The sequence below is a fragment of the Salinibacter pepae genome (assembly GCF_947077775.1).
Taxonomy (GTDB): Bacteria; Bacteroidota; Rhodothermia; order Rhodothermales; family Salinibacteraceae; genus Salinibacter; species Salinibacter pepae.
The window spans coordinates 1,897,678-1,914,893 of the sequence record NZ_CAMTTE010000001.1; the positions used below are offsets into that span (position 1 = coordinate 1,897,678).

Here is a 17,216-nt window from a genome sequence, read left to right on the forward strand (position 1 = left end):
TTCAAACGGGTCACGCGCTCGTTCTACGAGAGAGCGGTTCAGAGCGAGGCCTCGTTCAATTTGCTGCCCAACTTTTCTGCATCATCATGGAAGACATGGAAGGCCCCACTCCCGAGTTCATCGCGGCCACCTCGATTGCCCAGCTCACGCCGCTTCTGTTCGACGCGGCCGAGGATGTGGATCAGCTCGGCGAACAGCCCGAGCACGTGGCCGTGGCGGAGGAGACCGTCCGCGCGTTCTTAAAGGGCAAGGACCCTGACCTCGATCGGTCCGTCGCGACGGTGACCCGCGTGGAGGACGGCGTGGAGATTGAGTACGAGGGGCGCACCGTCACGATTACGTACGACGAGTAGGCCGCGGCGCGGCCACCGCCACGACGGCGGAGCAGCGTGGGGCGGGCCCGCTCCGCCAGGACGGCCGAACGGATCCCCCCAATGCCCTATCCTTCTCGCGTCTCCACCGTCCCGATGGTGTATCCCTCAATCTCGCTCGTACGGAACCGGAAGACCGACCCCCCCAGGTTGATGGCCTCCGCACCGGTCATGACCTCCTGAACGGACACGTGCACGAACGTCCCGTCGTCGGACGCCCCCACCTCGTCCAGCATGGCGGAGATTGAATCGCCCATGGCCTGGACGGCCTCGTCGTCCTCGGCCTGCTCTTGTGCCATTTCTACCATCCGGGTCGTGTCCGCCTCAAAGGTGTCTCGCGCCACGATGTGCCCGGTCACCATGTTTCCGCTGACCACCAGCGTCACCGGACAGGCGGCCTGCTCTTCCGTTGCCTTCTTGCTGAGTGCTTTAATGCCTGGATCGCTCATCAAACCGTCGGGGTTGCTCGAAAACATATGCGAACCCGGCACCGAGTGCCGGGGACTGTAGGCCGCAATGTATGGATGGGCCGGGGACGAGGACAACTGCGTCCGGACAATCTCGTGTTGAATATTCTCTGTCGGCGGGGCCGCCGGCCCGGGCGGGCCCGCGCCGCCTCGGTTCTTGACGTTGCCGCGGGCGATGATTATCGTTCGTACTCCCGAATTGTCTCACGACCGTTCAGCGGTCCACAGCGGCGGTGTCGCAACGTCGCTGTGCGCGTTTCCGGCGGGGCCCGTGTCGGCCCGCAGTAGGCCCGTTCCGGTGAGGGCAAAGCGAAGCGTTCCCGGTTTGGGCGGCGCGGCACAGAGTGAGCCTTGACCGTCGTCTTGGCGGCCCTCTCGGCATCCGTCTGGGGCCCCAAAACATTCGTCTCGGGGGCCGCCTCCCGGGTCGGCCTCGGAACCGGCGGCTGTTTGGGGCCGCACACGGCCCGAGGGGCCTAGCACCACCTTCTCTCGTCTTCGTCTCCGATCACCCTGGCGAGCCCCCTTGCTCGCGAGACTGAGCTTGGCCTGGAATGGATCAGTCCGCCGACCGCGCCTGGAACGAATGTCTCGACATCATCCGGGACAACGTGAGCCGCCAGAGCTTCACGACCTGGTTTGAGCCGCTGGAGGCCCACTCCTTGGAGGACGAGGACGACCTGCGCAAGCTGACGATCCAACTTCCAAGCCGGTTTTACTACGAGTGGATTGAGGAGCACTACTTCTCTCTGCTCCGAAAGACGGTCACGCGGGTGCTCGGCCCCCACGGCCGTCTGTTCTACGACGTGGTCATCGAGCAGGACGACCCGGAGGCCCCCCACCGGGGCGCCTCCATGCAGCTTCCGGCCCGGCCGGCCGACCCGGAGTCGGCTCCGCCCCCCAACGCGCCGGACGAGCCGGAGGCGCCGCCCAGTTCGTCGGGGGCCTCCGCGCCCTCCTCGGAGCCGTCCTCGCCCGCCCCGTCCGGCGATGAAGCCCGCCCCGACGACGCGCAGGCAGGCGCCGAGGGCGACGAGAAAAGCGCCCCCCCAGTCCAGAACCCGTTTGCCATACCGGGCCTGAAGAACGCCGAGGTCGACAGCCAGCTCAACGACAGCTACACGTTCGACCGCTTCATCAAGGGGGAGTGCAACCGCCTCGCCCGCAGCGCCGCCCGCTCCATCGCTGCCGATCCGGGCGAGACGAGCTTCAACCCGTTTCTCGTGTACGGCGGCGTGGGGCTCGGCAAGACCCACCTCATTCAGGCCATCGGGAATCACGTCGCGGCCCGGGACGCCTCGAAAACCGTCTTCTACGTTTCCAGTGAACGGTTCACCACGGAGTTCGTCCAGTCGATCCAGGAAAACCAGATCGGCGAGTTTTCGACGTTCTACCGGCAGGTGGACGTGCTCATCGTAGACGACGTGCAGTTTTTCGGCGGGAAGGAGAAAACCCAGGAGGAGTTCTTCCACATTTTCAACGCCCTCCGGCAGGCGGGCAACCAGATTGTGCTGTCGGCGGACCGTCCGCCGCGCGAGATCGACGGCCTTGAGGAACGGTTGCTGTCTCGCTTTCAGTGGGGGCTCTCCGCCGACCTGAAGCCCCCAGGCCTCGACACCCGCATCTCGATTCTCCGCCGCAAGGCCGAGGACGACGGAATCGACCTCGACGATGACGTGGTCGAGTTTATCGCCCAGAGCATCGAAAGCAACATCCGTGAGCTCGAGGGCGCGCTGATCCGCCTTCTGGCCCACGCCACCCTCCACCAGCTCGACATCACCCTCGACCTCGCCAAAGAGGTGCTCCACGACCTCTTTCAGGAGCGGGCCGCCACCCTCACGGTCGACGACATTCAACGCATCGTTTGCGAGCACCTCGGCATCTCGCAGGAGAAAATGCGAGGCAAGACCCGCAAGCGAGACGTCACCCGCGCCCGTCAGATCGCAATGTACTTCACCAAGAAGCACACCCAGCACTCCCTGAAAGACATCGGCCTCCACTTCGGCGGGCGGGACCACTCGACCGTCATTCACGCCAACAACGCCGTGGAGGACCGAATGGCGGACGACGAGTCGTTCCGGGACACGGTGGATGCCATCGGGCAGAAGCTCGAACGCCACGGCCAGTGAGTGGCGGCACGGCCCACTCGGGGCTGAATCTTTCGTCGCCCCCTTCCGTACAGGCCGTAGATGCGGGTTTGCATCTCTTTATTCCTACGCAGAGTTCCTCGACGCTTCCTTTCCGCAACGCGCCGACACCCATGAAATTTACTGCCTCCAGCGCCGACCTCCTCGAGGCGCTCAACACCGTTAAGGGCGCCGTTCCGTCGAAGAGCACGATGCCCATCCTGGAGTGCATCCTCTTCGAGCGGGACGGGGACACGTTGCGTCTGAGCGCCACCGATCTCGAAATCTCGATCATCCAGACCGTGCCGGTTCAGTTCGAGAAGAACGGCACGCCGGAGAGCACCCCCATCGCGGTACCGGCCCAGCGGTTGATCGATACCCTCCGGGCGCTGCCGGACCTGCCCATTGAGTTCGCGGCGGACAGTGACTTCGAGATTCGGATGGACACCGATCAGGGCCACTACAAAATGGTGGGCCACGACGGATCGGACTATCCGGAGCTGCCGGAGCTGGAGGAGCAGCACGAGATCAACGTGGAGGGGGGGCTCCTGGGCCGCTCCATCGACAAGACGGCGTTCGCCGTGAGCCAGGACGCCCTGCGCCCCGCTATGATGGGCGTGTACTTTCAGGTCAGCGAGGAGGACACCTCGGTGGTGGCGACCGACGGGCACCGGCTCGTCAAGCTGACCCTGCCGGAGCTCCGGGCCGACACGTCTGCCGACTTCATTGTGCCGGAAAAGGCCACCAAGCTGGCCGGGCGGATCGTGGAGGACGACGAGATCTGTACCGTCCGGGTGGACGACAGCCACGTGAGCTTCGAATTCGGCGAGTCTCGGGTCCTGGCCCGTCTCATCGACGAGACCTACCCCAACTACCAGTCCGTCATCCCGGACGGGAACGACCGCAATCTGGTCGTCAACCGCGAGGACATGCTCAACGCCGTTAAGCGCGTGGGCCTTTACTCCTCCAGCATGACGAATCAGATCCGGCTCGACATTACGGCCGATACCGTCACCATCTCGGCGGAGGACGTGGAGCGCTCCAGCGAGGCCGAGGAGACGATCCACTGCGACTACGACAACGAGCCGATGGAGATCGGCTTCAATTCGGAGTACCTCACGGAGGTGCTCAGCAACGTCGAGTGCGACGAGGTGGTCTTCGAGTTGAGCTCCCCGAACCGGGCCGGCATTGTGTTGCCCCGCGAGGGCGCCGACGACGAGGACATTCTCATGCTCATCATGCCGGTGATGCTCAACACCTACGCCTAGTCTCGCCCGGAGCGAGATCTCATCACGATCCGTGTTCAGACTGGGGGCCAGCGCGTTGCGCTGGTCCCCAACGCTGTTTGGTGGGCAACAGGGCCTACGACTGGGGTCCGCTGTACTCCTGCTGAAGGGCTTTCAGGATCTCGTAGGCTTCCTGGGTCTGTCGGCCCTCCCGCTGTACGACGGTCTTGAAGTGCGTCCGCGCGGCGTCAACGTTTTCCTGCGCGAGCGCAATCTTTCCGAGATAGAAGTGTGCCTCAAGCGCGAGGAACGAATTGGGCTCCGCCTCCTCAAGGACCTGCCCGAGACGCTGCTGCGCCTGATCGAGGCGGTCGGCGTTGTATCGGGGAAACAACCCCAACGTGGAGATGCGTGCGGTTTCCAAAATCGAGAGTGCCTCCAGGTACCGCTCGTCGGCCGACGACGACGCCTCCGGCGCCGCGCTGCGCATCCTCGCACTGGCGTAGTTGTCGACGACCTGATCGCTGACCTCCATGGCAGCAAGCCGATCAAGGGTCGATTGCGTCGTGAGGCTGATGCCGTACAGGCCGCCGTATAGCGCCACGAGGACCACTGCGACGGCTACGCCTCGGGGCACGCCCCGCGGAAGCTCCCCAATCACGTCCCACCAAGAGGAAGAAGCAGCCGATGAGGACCCCGGCTCCGCACCGGCCGCGTCGGGGGCGTCCGCTTCCTCTTCAACCTCTAGGTCGTGCTCCGTGAGCGCCTCGAAGTGCGACACCGGATCGACCGCCGCTTCTGTTTCCCTCAGCCGGCGCTCCGCCGCCTCCACCTCGCGTCGGAGCGCACCGTCCTCCGCAATGCGCGCCTCGAATCGGGCGAACGCCTCCCGCAACCGGGCCGACCTCGCCTCCCCGCGGTCCAGGTGGCGCACCATTACGTAGGTGGCAAGGAGGGGGTCGGAGGGAGGCCCTGTGCTCTCGTGCGACGCGAGGCTCTCGACCGACCGGATGTCGTTAAGCAGGGGGGCCCACTCCGGGTTTTGCTCCACGTACGCCTCGATGTCCCGCTGTTTCTCCCGAGAAAGATGGGGGTACGAAAGGATCTGTTCTTCAACGTCATTCATGAGCGACACGCTACACGACTACATGCGAAAAGAAGTCCACCGACGCTCCGGAAGGGCCCCAGGATGGGCGGAGTCTGCTTCCGAGAAGACGAGAGGGGTTCATCCCGACATGCTACAACTCAACACGAGGGAAGCCTCTCTTTCGGGAAATCACGTAAAGAATAGGCGGACCTATCGGGACTTGAGAAGACATTCCGAGGTTGCACGTATAACCAGCTAAACGATAATTTTATACTTTCTGCCTACACGTCGGTCTGGGTCACGTACTCACGGAGGCGTTCATCGGTGCGGAGCTCCTTCATGGCCTTGTGCTTGTATGTTCGAACCGTCGCTACGGGCTTCCCGACGGCTTCGCTGATTTCTTCAAATTCTCGGTTTTCCAAAAAGTAGAGGCGGGCCGGCTCCTGCAAATAATTCGGGAGTCCCTCAATCGCCTCCACGAGCGCTTCCTGCACAAAGCCGACCTCCGCGACCGCATTTGTGGTTTCGGCGGTGAGGGTGAACCGGTTTTCCCCGTCTATCGACTCGGAAAACTGGTTGCGCCGGGTGTAGTTGAGAAGTGTATTTTTACACACCACGCTTACCCAGTTGGCGTATCGGGCCGCATTCCGCACCCCGTCGCGGTTCTCCTGCACCTTGCGGTAGGCCCTCGTGATCAGCTCGTCGGCGTCGGACGGATTGTCGAAGGTACCCCGGGCCGACTTTCCGAGGAAGTACCGACAGACGTAGCAGTACGTCCAGAGGTCCGCGTGGCGTTTGGCCTTCGGGTCTTCTTCGTCCCGCCACCGCCGAAAGGATTCGTTCGCGGCGTCGGTATCGTCTACCGAAAACGGCAGCCGATCGATCACGGTCCGGAGCTCGGAGGAAGGAACGGACATGGGGCCCCGTGCGCAGAAAAAAGCAGCGAGCCTGGACGAGATTTTTTTGTTATTCTCCTAACAGACTTCATTATAAGGCACAACGCCACGGACATCAACGGCATCGCTCCTTCTCCCGAATCGCCGCTACAGAAGAAGCACCTCGTAGGACGAAGGGGCCCTTCTCCGGCCCGACGGGCCCGTTCCCCGACACGATCGACTCGGGAACTGCGTGTCCGGGGCAATGCGTGTGCGGGAGAAGTGACGGCCTCGCGTGTGCGGAAGAAGTGACGGCCTCGAAGAAGCCCTGCAAACTTTTGGCGCCGCACCGAATTCAACCAAGCGAGAACTTTCCAAACCTCTTTTCACCCCTTATGCCCGACACACGTCCTGCGAAGGCGGGCGGGCCGCCCCGCCCCTTCTTTCGGCTCGGAGTCGTTCGGTTCGGATTGGCAACGGCCCTCGTGCTGTTCTGGGTCGGGGCCTTGGCCTCAACCGCCACCGGCCAGCGAACCAGCCGCACCCCGGACCAGCTCGAGAACGTGGGGGTGGACCAGAAGCTCGGCGCGACGATTCCGAAGGACCTCTCGTTTCAAAACGAGCAGGGAGAGCCGGTCCGTCTCAGTCAGTACTTCGACGGGTCGACGCCGGTCATGCTGACCCTCAACTACCACCGGTGCCCCCAGTTGTGTCGCATTCAGCTGCAGAAGTTCACCAAATCCCTGAGCGGCATGTCGTGGACGGCCGGCGACAAATTCAAAGTGCTCACCGTCGACATCAGCCCCTACGAAGGCCCCAAGATGGCCCGAACGGCCCAGGAGCGCTACGCCACGTTTCTGGACCGTCCCGAAGAGACGGTTGACGGCTGGCACTTTCTGACCGGCAACCGGGCAGCGATCGAAACGCTTACCGACTCGGTGGGCTTCCGCTACCAGCCCCTTCCGGAGAAGGAGAAGCAGTTTGCCCACCCCGCGACGATCATCTTCCTGAGTGGCGACGGCACCATTACCCGCTACTTTACCACCCTCGACCCGGCCCCCGGCGATCTGCGGACGGCGCTCGTCGAGGCCTCCGACGGCACGGTCGGCAGTATCGTCGACAAGGCCTTCCTGGCCTGTGCGCGGTTCAACCCGGACTCAAATTCCTACTCCGCGAGCGCATTCAAGCTCATGCAGTACGGCAGTGTCCTCACGGTGATCGTAATGGGGGCCGCACTGTTTGTCTTCTGGCGCCGCGAAAACGAGCAGCTCGAGACGGCACACGAGGAAGGGCTCCACACAATGGTCGACGAACAGGCATGATGGGCGTTGGGACGTCCTCAGGGACGCCCCCGCGAAAAGAGACACAACGCCCGCACGCTCCGGTCTATTCGGGGGCCCCGTCCTCGTCCACCTCGGCGAGCCCCGTCATCTCCCGGCTGATCCGCCAGAGACGCGCCTCGGCCTTCTCGTCGTAGGCTTCGGGGGATGGGTTCACCACCTCGGTCCCTTTGAAGTACTGGCCCGTGACGCCCTCCACATCGGGCGACGCCGCAAGGTAGACGACGCTGCGCGCGCCCTCCGCCGGGCGCTTGTACAGCCAGGAGAAAAGACGGGCAATTCGGGAAATCCAGCCGGAACCGCGCCAGATGTTGGTGTTGACGATCCCGGGATGCACCGCGTTCGCGACCACGCCCTCCTCCTGCAGGCGACGGGACAGCTCGTGGGTAAAAAGAATGTTGGCGAGTTTCGACTGGGCGTAGGCCTGCAGCGGGTTGTAGCCGGTCTCCGCATTGAGGTCGTCGAAGTCCATACTGACGCCCCGGTGGGCCTCCGAGCTGAGGGTGACGACCCGGGCCTCGCCGGCCCGTCCGGCCGTCTCGCGGAGGCGGGGCAGGACAAGATGGGTGAGCAAAAACGGGGCGAGGTGATTGACCGCGAAGGTGGCCTCCACGCCATCGACCGTCTCGTCCCTCGACTCGAGGAAGACGCCCGCGTTGTTCACGAGCACGTCGAGCCGGTCGTAGTCGGCCCGGAGCGTCTCACCGAGGTGATAGACCTCCTCCTGCACGCCGAGGTCCGCAATGCGGAGGTCGATCGTGTCCGCACGGCTGGGGTGGGCCGTCCGGGCCTCGGCCCGAAGTTCGGCCTGGGCCTCTCGCCCACGCCCTTCGTCCCGGCACACCATCACCACCCGCGCCCCGAGGCGGGCGAGCTCGGCGGCCGTGGCCTTCCCGATGCCCGAATTGGCCCCGGTCACCACGCACACCGTGCCGCTCATGTCCTTTAGGTCGGAACGCGGGTTCTCCATGGGCCCTATTGCGTTCGGTGAGTGGGTTCCCCGCCGGCAATCACGGGTCCGCTACGGCCGCGCGGATCGGCGAGCTGCGTGCCGCAAAGGCTTGTGTGTGCGGGCCTCAGGGGAGCCCGTCACACCGTGAGGGTGAGCGCGTTCCGGAGGGCCTCGACGTTTTGCGGGACGGACTGCTCCCCGCCGAACACGGCGCTTCCGGACACCAGGACGTCCGCCCCGGCCCGCACCAGTTCCATCGCGTTGTTTGGGGTGACCCCCCCATCCACCTCCACGTACGCACTGGACCCGAGCGCATTGAGCTGGCGACGCACCCGCTGCACCTTCGCCATCGATTCCGGAATGAAGCTCTGGCCACTGAAGCCCGGATTCACCGACATGACGAGCACCAGGTCGACGAAGGGCAGAATGCCTTCAAGGTGGCCGAGGGGGGTGGCCGGGTTGAGCGCAACCCCGACCTCACATCCCGCAGCCCGGATCGTCTGGGCGACCCGGTGCAGGTGGGGACAGGCCTCCACGTGCACGGTAAGCATGTCCGCCCCGGCCTCGGCGAACGTGTCGACGTACTGCTGAGGCTCCTCAATCATGAGATGCACGTCAAGCTGCGCGTCGTGCTCGTCGGCCACGGGCCGGAGGGTCCGCACCACGTCGGGGCCGATGGTGATGTTCGGGACGAAGTGCCCGTCCATTACGTCGACGTGAAGCCAGTCGGGCCCGGCCCCGAGGACCTCGTCGGCACAGGCGGCAAACCGTCCCGCGTCGGACGCAATAATTGAGGGCGCGAGTGTGGGCATCGTAGGGGAGGCAGGCATGAAGAAAAAAACGCGATCAGGAGCAGAGGGCAAGCGACACACTTAGAATAAAAGGCGCACCCGGATGAACAAAAAGGAGAACCGCAATCTTTCGGTGAAAGGCTCGATGGAGCCGTCCCTTTTCACCCCGGCAGTCACCCCGCCGCACGTCTCGTCCGGTCCCCCCGTCGGAGAAACATCCTTTTCCACGGGGAAGTAGGGGGGGCAGGATGCTCCCGAACACAGACACAGTGCCCGGGCCTCAGCTCACTCATTCATCCGCCCCTACTCCCATGCCGGTTCGCGACGCCGACCGTGACGACATTACCGATCGCCTCAGCCGTATCGAGGGCCAGATTCGAGGCCTGAAGCGAATGGTCGAGGATGACCGCTACTGCGGCGACATTCTCGACCAGATTCATTCCGTGCAGCAGGCCCTTAAGTCGGTGGGGCGTGCCATCACCCGAAATCACCTGGAGACGTGCGTGACCGATGCAATCCGGTCGGGCGACGAGCAGGCCGCCCAGGAGAGCTACGACGAGATCATCGGGCTGCTCGAAAAGGAGTTGTAGCCAGTCGCCACCACGCCCGACGGCCTCGCACGTCCACCTGAGACACTTGGAACATGGAGGACCTCCTCGCCAACCGCTCATCCCCGGACGACGGGTCGCCCTCCAGTGACGGACGTAGAGGGGGACGAACGGTCCACGTCAAGTTTAAGCTCAGCAAGGACGCCATGGAGGCGAAAGAGGCCTTGGCCGTTCACTGGGACATCTCGGAAAAGGAAGGAGCCGAAATGGCGGCTCAACTCACCGTGTCCTTCCTGAAGGACGAGGACGAAGACACCCGACACCGGTTTGTGGAAAAGGCCCGCGAACAGCCTCGTCCACGCACGCGGACGACACACACGGTGCGTCGTGCCACAAAGTCACTTCTAGAAACGACAGCAAGCACTCTCGACCTGACCCGGGATCAGTGCCTCGACGCGTGCCTCCGCCTCGCCCATACGATCATTCAGTTTCTCCGCAGGGCCCAACTCGAACGCCATGAGGCACACCTCTCCGCGCTGCGCACCCTCCTTGACCAGGCCCAAACGATTGAGGCGGGCCTTCAGGGAGAAGCGACCGCCATCGATCCGCTGAAGCCGGCCATCACCACCGTTCGGCGTCGCATCGAGGCGATCGTGGAAGACGTCGAGGACGAATTGGCGCGCGGCCGCCCCCTCGATCGCACCCACGAGTTTACGTAGGTGGGGCTGCGGGTGTGTTCTGTTTGCGACCGGGCTGCCCGGCGAAGCATCACGGATCCCGGCCCGATTTTTCTCTTCCCGTACTTCCGAGGAGGGGCGTGAGCCGCGGGTACACGACGCTGCCCCCGACTCGACGTCGCGAGAATGCCTCCGTTCGCGTGGCAACGAAGAAGAGCAGTCGCCGCTCGGCGTTAGTGCCCGCTCGTGCCTCGCCTTCCTCGAGCGCATCGCGGATTCGTCGGTTGATCGTGACCGCCCGCTCCCGTAGCGCCCGGAGGGTCCCCTTGTTGGCCTCGGGGGTCCACGTGCCGTCCACATGGTCGGCCACTGGCGAGTCCCAACCGGCGTCGGCCCGCCAGAACACAGGCTTCAGGAAAATGCGCGGGTCAGGATGGTGCCGAATGCGCCTCAGATGGTGATAGGGCGTCTTTCCCCGCCCCCGCAGGAGGAATGCGCCGGCCCGTCGGGCACGGGGCCCAGATAGGCCGTGGATGCCGATGGCAGCCGTACGGCCCTCCGAACGACCGGTGATCCAGAGGAACGACGACGCCGGGCGGGCAGGAGCCGCAACGGATCGGGGCGATTCCTCGCTCGAGCCCGTCTGGGAGGGCCTCCGGCGCCGTACTCGCCTCGCGTAGAAGGCCCGACGGAACGCCAGCGCGAGGTCGTCGGGGGCATCGGCCCCCTCATCGGACTGGCGCGTTTCCTCCCCCACTGCTCCGCCAGACACGGACTTTCCCGCAGTCTCCCTCTCCGACTCCGCCGAGGCGGGGGAAGGCCCCGTCGCCCCGACGGGACGTTCTTCGGGAACCGGGTCCGCAGCGTCCAGTCCCTGCGCCTGGTCGTCGGCGGCCCCGGGCGGGATCTCGCCGCCTGCCGCCCGAAATGCGTCGACCGTTTCCTCCATCCACGCCTTCGTCGCCTCCGCGTCCCCCTTCTGGAGGGGCCCCGGCTTCTCGTCGTCGCCGAGGCCCGACGCCCCCCCGTCGTTCTGCGTCGTTCTTCGTGATGGGGTTGGTCGGGGCTCCTGCTCCCGCCCGGCCCCGATCGCCGTCCGGAGGGCAGCAACGATGCGTTCCGGCGAGGGCGGCGATTCTGACATGGGGCCTGGGTTGTTGTCGAGGGACGCGTTGGTCTCAGCCTCGGCTTCGGCGGCATCACATCCGGAAACGAAAACAGTCGGTTCGCAGAACAGCGCCGTCCTTCGGAGGTTCGCTCATGCTGTTCGCGTTCTGATCCTCCCTGCAGAGTTGCGCGGGGCCGATGTGCCCTCCATCAGGCACCCGAGACGAACGCACCCACGGGCTTGATGGCATTTTCAGCGGAACGGCCTCGGCCTGGGGAACCGTTCGGTAGACGCGTTGTCTTACTTAGCACAACATATCGCGGGGATTCCCCGCACCGACAAAGGGCAAGTCCCGCACGGCCAGCTCCCTCTGAACCCCGTCAGGGCCGGAAGGCAGCAGCGGTAGGAGGTCGCAGCGGCGCGCTGCGGGTCGCTTGCCCTTTTTTCTTTTGTCGTGGCCGTCTACGGCCGCATTCCGGTTCGGGCGAACCGGCCGTTTCCCGCCCCGTTTACCGGGCGATGCGCAGTGTTCTCACTCCCTGTCGTGGAGACACTGCGTCCCCTCCCAAATTCTGACTTTCGAACACACCCACCATGCTTTCTCCTCTTCTCTCGGCTCTGGATCCGATCCTCCTCGTCGGCCAATCCGGCAGTGGCAGCGGCGGCATTGTCGGCCTCTTGTTCCCGCTGGTTCTCATTATCGGCGTCTTCTACTTCTTCATCTACCGCCCCCAGCAAAAACGCGAAGAGGAGCACCAGGAGATGGTCGAAAACCTGGAACAGGGCGATAAAATCGTGACCGTGGGCGGCGTCCACGGCACCATTCAGAAGATTGACGAAGACAGCGTTCTGGCGCAGGTCAACAGCAAGGGCACGCGGCTGCGCTTCAACAAGGACTCCATCGCGAGCCTCGCCAACGACGAGGAGTAGATCTGCCTCCTTCGTATCCTCCTGGGACCGAACCAAACGGGTCTGCCCCCACCACCATGAGTTCTTCCCCCAGCAGTTCCTCCCCGTCTTCGGAAAAGCCCTTCGACACCATCGAAGACGCCCTCGCTACCATCCGGGACGGGGGGCTCGCGATTGTCGTAGACGACGAAGATCGAGAAAACGAAGGCGACTTCATCGGAGCGGCCGAGGCGGTGACGCCCGACCTCGTCAACTTCATGACGAAGGAAGGACGCGGCCTCCTCTGCACGGCCATCCCGCCTGAGCGGGCCGAGGAGCTGGACCTCGACCTGATGGTCGACGCCAACTCGTCGCTCTACAGCACCCCCTTCACCGTCTCGGTCGACTACCGCCAGGGCACGAGCACCGGCATCTCGGCGGCGGACCGCGCAAAGACGATCCGTGCCCTGGCCGACCCGGACGCCTCTCCGTACGACTTTGCCCGCCCCGGGCACGTCTTTCCGCTTCGGGCCCGCACGGGAGGGGTGCTACGGCGGGCGGGACACACCGAGGCGGCCGTGGACCTTGCCCGCCTCGCCGGCCGGGAACCGGCCGGGGCCCTCGTCGAGATTATGAACGAAGACGGGAGCATGGCCCGCGTTCCTCAACTCCGCGAGCGGGCCCGGGCCCTGGACATGCCCCTCATCACGATCCAGGACCTGATTGCCTACCGCATGCAGAACGAGCGGCTCATTGAGCGGGCGGCAGAAGTGGACCTGGACACCGCGTTCGGCGCCTTCCAGGTCGTCGCCTACGAGGAGACACTCACCGGCGACGTACACCTGGCCCTGCTCAAGGGCGACTGGGCCGAGGACGAACCCGTCCTCGTTCGCGTGCACTCCCAGAACGTGCTGGGGGACGTGCTCGCCGCACGGCGCGAATCGTACAGCGAACAGTTGGCCGAGGCCCTGCTCCAAGTGGAGCACGAAGGCACGGGCGCCATTCTCTACATGATGCAGAGCAATCACGGCCAGGGCCTCCTCTCGAAACTCAAGGATCTGGAGCGCCATCAGAACCAGGACGACGGGGCGCCCACGGACGTGTCGCTCGAGATGGACCATCGCGACTACGGCATCGGGTGCCAGATTCTTCGGGACCTCGGCATTCGCAAGCTCCGACTTCTCACCAACAATCCCCGAAAGCGAATCGGGCTGGCCGGGTACGGCCTCGAGCTCGTCGAACAGACGCCGATCGAGTTGCCCACGGAGGCCCAAGACCACCTGTCGACCGTCGCGGCGGACCGACTCACGCCCCTTCTCATGGAGCTCATTGACGCCGGCACATAGCCTCGAAGCCCTCCCCCCTCGTTCGCGTCCGTGGTCCCGTTCCCTCCTCCGCATGTCTAGCACCCAGATCTTTCAGGTCATCTACGCGCTCATTGCTATTTTCGGCGCGTCTCTCACGGTGATTCGTCTGCAGGCCGGCGACTGGCTGTCCGCACTGTGGCCGGCCCTAATCGCCGGCTTCTGCGTCTACCGCCTCTTTACGGTCACGGAGGAGTAGAGTAGCCCCCGCCCCCGTTCTTCCCGGGAGAGCGTTCGGGGCACGCCGCCTTGCCCCCTCCGTGTATCCGCGGAATCCCCTTTATCCACAAGATTGTGGATAACTCGTGGATAAGTAGGGGATAACGTCTGGATAATCCGTGCACGAGAATGGAGGACCCGTCGGCCGTGCATAACTCGTGGGGATATCCACACTCGTCCCCGCCTCGTACACACTGTGGACGAGTGTGCATAACCACGTCCACAAACTTCCGTCTTTTCTTGTGGATTGCCGTGGAAACGTGGAAAACCAGCCCTGTATCGGCCTTCAACGCTGTGTGCCGGCTTTCAGAAGGTCCCCATTTGTGGATAACCCTGTGAACGACTCGGGCAGCTGTCCACATCCTAACGGCTCAGTTGTGGGCAACCCAGTTATCCACATTTCCACACGACCAATAATAACAACCACATCTTTTAAAAAATCCCCAGTGCCTCGTCCATACTAGGGGATGTGGATAACTTGACTCACGGCCAGTGCCAACCCGGAAGAACGACGATGAGGACGGATCTTCTTCAGAAGACTGATATGCGATCATGTACCAGTCCGAAGTAGAGGATATTCCTACGAAGGAATACTGTAAGCACAGGACCGCTCAAACGCCTGCGTACCGTGCGTTGGTGGAAGGCTTCCTTACTGCCACTGCAGACGCCATACCTCTTCACCATCGGTCCTCATCCATACCGCCCCCCTGTCGGCCGTGCTGTGGACTTGGGTTGCTTCTCGCCGCCACCTACGGATTATGCTAGCGTCCGGCATTCCGTACCGGGAGCTGCGCCCCACACTGACCACCGCGTGCGTCTGCGTGGAATCGGACGCGGAGCGCACGAACGAAGGACGGCTGCTGGTCTCCGATCCGTGATGAGGAACCTTCACCACGTGTCCGAGGAGCTCCTCCCCGTACGTACGGGCCAGATTTTGTTCAATGGCCTTCTCGATGTCTCCCGGCAACAGGATGTTTACGTCCCCGTACTCCACTCGGAGCACAACGGAGGCGTTGTTTTCTGTCGCCAGCCTGCTTCGCCCAGGGGGACTGAGAACCTCTGCCCGAATCGACGAATCCGCCTGGAGGGCATCCCCCCGATGAACGGCCCGTCGGGGAACCTCATTCTGACGAAGGAGACGACGGGTCCGACCATACAGATCCGTGTCCACAGGACGGCCGTTGTGAACCACTCGGTCCACCCGTACTGCCTGTAGGAGTGTCGGTAGGCCCCCCAGGTGATCCTCATCAGAATGAGAGATCACGACGAGATCCAGCCGACGAATCCCCCATCGTCGTAGAAACGGAAGAACCGCGAACTCCGCAGTCGCCCCACTCGGGGATCGAGGACCGGTATCGATGAGCACATGGTGGTCCGAGGGCGTCTTGAGGAGGGCAGCGTCCCCCTGCCCCACATCGAAGAATATGATGTCGAGCGTCGGTGCCGTCCCGCCTCCGGCCACGGGGCCCCAGACGGATGCCGTCATGAGAAGCCCCCCAATGACGATCCAACGCCATCGGAGACGAGGCCGCGGCCACTGTGCTACGGCAATCAGCCCCGCCCCAAGAGCGGTCAGTTCCCATAGGTGCGGCGTCGCCATTCGGATGCCCGCCCACGAGAACCACGCGGCTCCGTACCTGGACGTGGCAAGAAGCCCCTGCAGGAACACGTCCGCCGCGCTGCCAAACGAGGCGGCCGCCGTGGGCCACAGTCCCCCCACTGCCACGGTGGCGATTGCCGACGTAAGGGCGAGTCCGGTGCACGGAATCCCGACCACGTTTAGGAGCAGCCCGGCGACCGACACCCATCCAAAGTGATAGAGCAGGACCGGGGCCGTTCCCAGAATGGCGGCCGCCGATGTCGTACCGGTAGACAGCACCCAGTCCAGGGCCTCGGAAGTCCGGTACCGGTCCGGCAGCATTTCGAGGAATCGGGGATTGAGCGTCACAATTCCCGACACAGCCGCCATCGACAGCTGAAACCCGACGTCAAACAACATTGGGGGCCGGACCGCAAGCAGCACGAGGGCCGCAACACCGAGGGTGTTGAGTGAATGGGCCGACCGCTGGAAAAAGATGCCCCCAATGAACAACGTCGCCATGATCACGGCCCGCACGACCGACGGCCGCCCTCCTGTGAGCAACATGTAGAAGACCAACACCGTGATCGTGAGTACGGCCCGCACAACTTCCGCCGTGCGCCACCGCAGCCGCAGGCGCAGCAGAAACGGGCGAAGCAATGCGTACAGCACCATCCCGACGAGGAAAACATGCAGGCCCGACACTGCGAGAAGATGCATAAGGCCCGTCTTTGCAAAACGAGCTCGCTGGGCATCGGTGATGCGACTCCGATCCCCCAGCAACAGGGCCCGCACCACCGCCCGTCCCCCGGTGCTCGGTACGTACCGGTCCACCTGACGGCGGACGTGCGCCCGTAGGGAGACGAGTGCATTCTGCACCCTCCCCCGCCGGTTCCCGAGTACGGCGACGCGGTCGGGGGCGTCGACGTACAGGGTGCAGCAGATGCCTCGCCGGGATAGGTACGCGGCATAATCGAACCCTCCAGGGTTCCGGAGGCCCGGGGGCCGCCGCAAGGACCCACGGAGCCGAATGACGTCGCCCTGACGGAGCCTGGGAAACGAAGGGACGGTGTTGGCCCACGGAGACGGCTTCAGCGTAACGCGCACTCGTCCCTCCACCGCGGCCGTATCCCGGGCCCCAAAAAGAGCGTTCACCGCCAACACGAATCGGGTCGCCCCGTCGGTCCGCTCCGGCGCATCTTCGACGATGCCCTGCACGGCCACGGCATCGTCGCTCGCCTCCGCCGCCGGGGCGAGCCCTCGGGGCGACGGCCCCTGGTGGACGCTATGGCGGGCCCCGCCGGCACACCCCACCACCACGACAGCGGCCAGCACCCGCCCAAGGGGCGCAAGGGTAACGAGCCGAGCCCGATCCCACCACTGCATCCCTGCAAACAGCGCAAGTCCAGCCCCGGCGCCGCCCAGCCAAAGGGAAAACGGGACGCCCGCGAACACCGAATTTCCGAAGACCCCGAGCGCGAAGGCGACCGCCACGTAAAGGGCCGGATAGGCGCCCCAGTGAACCGATGAGTCAGGATCCATGGCCCGACACGCCTCCATGCAGGGAATACGGACTGGACAGACACACCGTTTGGGGA

At 64.2% G+C, this 17,216-nt stretch carries 16 protein-coding genes and 1 other RNA gene; 10 read left to right on the forward strand and 7 right to left on the reverse strand.

Features of this window, described 5'->3' with window-relative positions; translation table 11 throughout:
- Window positions 1-86 precede the first annotated feature (86 nt).
- The gene (locus OJA40_RS07940) at window positions 87-353 is read left to right on the forward strand and encodes a hypothetical protein (RefSeq protein WP_208425257.1); all 267 of its coding nucleotides are present in this window, start codon (window positions 87-89) and stop codon (window positions 351-353) included.
- 86 nt (window positions 354-439) lie between these two features.
- Here OJA40_RS07940 and OJA40_RS07945 read toward each other — a convergent pair whose 3' ends face one another.
- Window positions 440-820: a hypothetical protein gene (locus OJA40_RS07945; RefSeq protein ID WP_231847230.1), complete on the reverse strand. Its 381-nt coding sequence runs from the start codon at window positions 818-820 to the stop codon at window positions 440-442.
- 572 nt (window positions 821-1,392) lie between these two features.
- Here OJA40_RS07945 and dnaA point away from each other — a divergent pair.
- Both dnaA and dnaN read left to right on the forward strand, forming a co-directional pair.
- Window positions 1,393-2,967: a chromosomal replication initiator protein DnaA gene (gene dnaA / locus OJA40_RS07950; protein ID WP_208425255.1), complete on the forward strand. Its 1,575-nt coding sequence runs from the start codon at window positions 1,393-1,395 to the stop codon at window positions 2,965-2,967.
- 131 nt (window positions 2,968-3,098) lie between these two features.
- On the forward strand, window positions 3,099-4,232 hold the full coding sequence (gene dnaN / locus OJA40_RS07955) for a DNA polymerase III subunit beta (RefSeq protein WP_208425254.1): 1,134 nt from the start codon (window positions 3,099-3,101) through the stop codon (window positions 4,230-4,232).
- A gap of 94 nt (window positions 4,233-4,326) precedes the next feature.
- Here the strand turns inward: dnaN and OJA40_RS07960 are convergent, their stop codons facing one another.
- Window positions 4,327-5,316: a tol-pal system YbgF family protein gene (locus OJA40_RS07960; RefSeq protein WP_263808414.1), complete on the reverse strand. Its 990-nt coding sequence runs from the start codon at window positions 5,314-5,316 to the stop codon at window positions 4,327-4,329.
- A gap of 242 nt (window positions 5,317-5,558) precedes the next feature.
- On the reverse strand, window positions 5,559-6,194 hold the full coding sequence (locus OJA40_RS07965) for an RNA polymerase sigma factor (RefSeq protein WP_208425252.1): 636 nt from the start codon (window positions 6,192-6,194) through the stop codon (window positions 5,559-5,561).
- Between the two features lie 353 nt (window positions 6,195-6,547).
- Between OJA40_RS07965 and OJA40_RS07970 the strand changes: the two genes are divergently transcribed.
- The gene (locus tag OJA40_RS07970; RefSeq protein WP_208425251.1) at window positions 6,548-7,474 is read left to right on the forward strand and encodes an SCO family protein; all 927 of its coding nucleotides are present in this window, start codon (window positions 6,548-6,550) and stop codon (window positions 7,472-7,474) included.
- Between the two features lie 64 nt (window positions 7,475-7,538).
- Here OJA40_RS07970 and OJA40_RS07975 read toward each other — a convergent pair whose 3' ends face one another.
- Window positions 7,539-8,462: an SDR family oxidoreductase gene (locus tag OJA40_RS07975; protein WP_263808415.1), complete on the reverse strand. Its 924-nt coding sequence runs from the start codon at window positions 8,460-8,462 to the stop codon at window positions 7,539-7,541.
- Between the two features lie 119 nt (window positions 8,463-8,581).
- Window positions 8,582-9,274 (reverse strand): ribulose-phosphate 3-epimerase, encoded by a 693-nt coding sequence (gene rpe, locus OJA40_RS07980; protein WP_263810285.1) that lies wholly within the window; start codon window positions 9,272-9,274, stop codon window positions 8,582-8,584.
- 272 nt (window positions 9,275-9,546) lie between these two features.
- Between rpe and OJA40_RS07985 the strand changes: the two genes are divergently transcribed.
- Together OJA40_RS07985 and OJA40_RS07990 are read left to right on the forward strand one after the other, a co-directional pair.
- Window positions 9,547-9,825 (forward strand): metal-sensitive transcriptional regulator, encoded by a 279-nt coding sequence (locus OJA40_RS07985; protein ID WP_208425249.1) that lies wholly within the window; start codon window positions 9,547-9,549, stop codon window positions 9,823-9,825.
- Between the two features lie 53 nt (window positions 9,826-9,878).
- The gene (locus OJA40_RS07990) at window positions 9,879-10,502 is read left to right on the forward strand and encodes a hypothetical protein (RefSeq protein ID WP_208425248.1); all 624 of its coding nucleotides are present in this window, start codon (window positions 9,879-9,881) and stop codon (window positions 10,500-10,502) included.
- Between the two features lie 49 nt (window positions 10,503-10,551).
- Here OJA40_RS07990 and OJA40_RS07995 read toward each other — a convergent pair whose 3' ends face one another.
- Window positions 10,552-11,604, reverse strand: coding sequence for a hypothetical protein (locus tag OJA40_RS07995; protein WP_208425247.1), 1,053 nt, complete (start codon window positions 11,602-11,604; stop codon window positions 10,552-10,554).
- A gap of 307 nt (window positions 11,605-11,911) precedes the next feature.
- On the opposite strand from OJA40_RS07995, the gene ffs reads away from it, so the two are divergent.
- From ffs to OJA40_RS08015, 4 genes are all read left to right on the forward strand, one after another.
- Window positions 11,912-12,011, forward strand: an RNA gene (gene ffs, locus OJA40_RS08000) — signal recognition particle sRNA small type.
- Window positions 12,012-12,162: 151 nt separating this feature from the next.
- On the forward strand, window positions 12,163-12,498 hold the full coding sequence (yajC, locus tag OJA40_RS08005; protein WP_011402802.1) for a preprotein translocase subunit YajC: 336 nt from the start codon (window positions 12,163-12,165) through the stop codon (window positions 12,496-12,498).
- 56 nt (window positions 12,499-12,554) lie between these two features.
- Window positions 12,555-13,802 carry a 3,4-dihydroxy-2-butanone-4-phosphate synthase gene (gene ribB, locus OJA40_RS08010; RefSeq protein ID WP_208425246.1) on the forward strand — a complete coding sequence of 416 codons (1,248 nt, stop codon included), beginning with the start codon at window positions 12,555-12,557 and terminating at the stop codon, window positions 13,800-13,802.
- A gap of 52 nt (window positions 13,803-13,854) precedes the next feature.
- Complete coding sequence (locus OJA40_RS08015) at window positions 13,855-14,019, forward strand: hypothetical protein (protein WP_208425245.1); 165 nt, start codon at window positions 13,855-13,857, stop codon at window positions 14,017-14,019.
- A gap of 669 nt (window positions 14,020-14,688) precedes the next feature.
- Here OJA40_RS08015 and OJA40_RS08020 read toward each other — a convergent pair.
- Window positions 14,689-17,160: a DNA internalization-related competence protein ComEC/Rec2 gene (locus OJA40_RS08020; protein WP_263808418.1), complete on the reverse strand. Its 2,472-nt coding sequence runs from the start codon at window positions 17,158-17,160 to the stop codon at window positions 14,689-14,691.
- Window positions 17,161-17,216 lie beyond the last annotated feature (56 nt).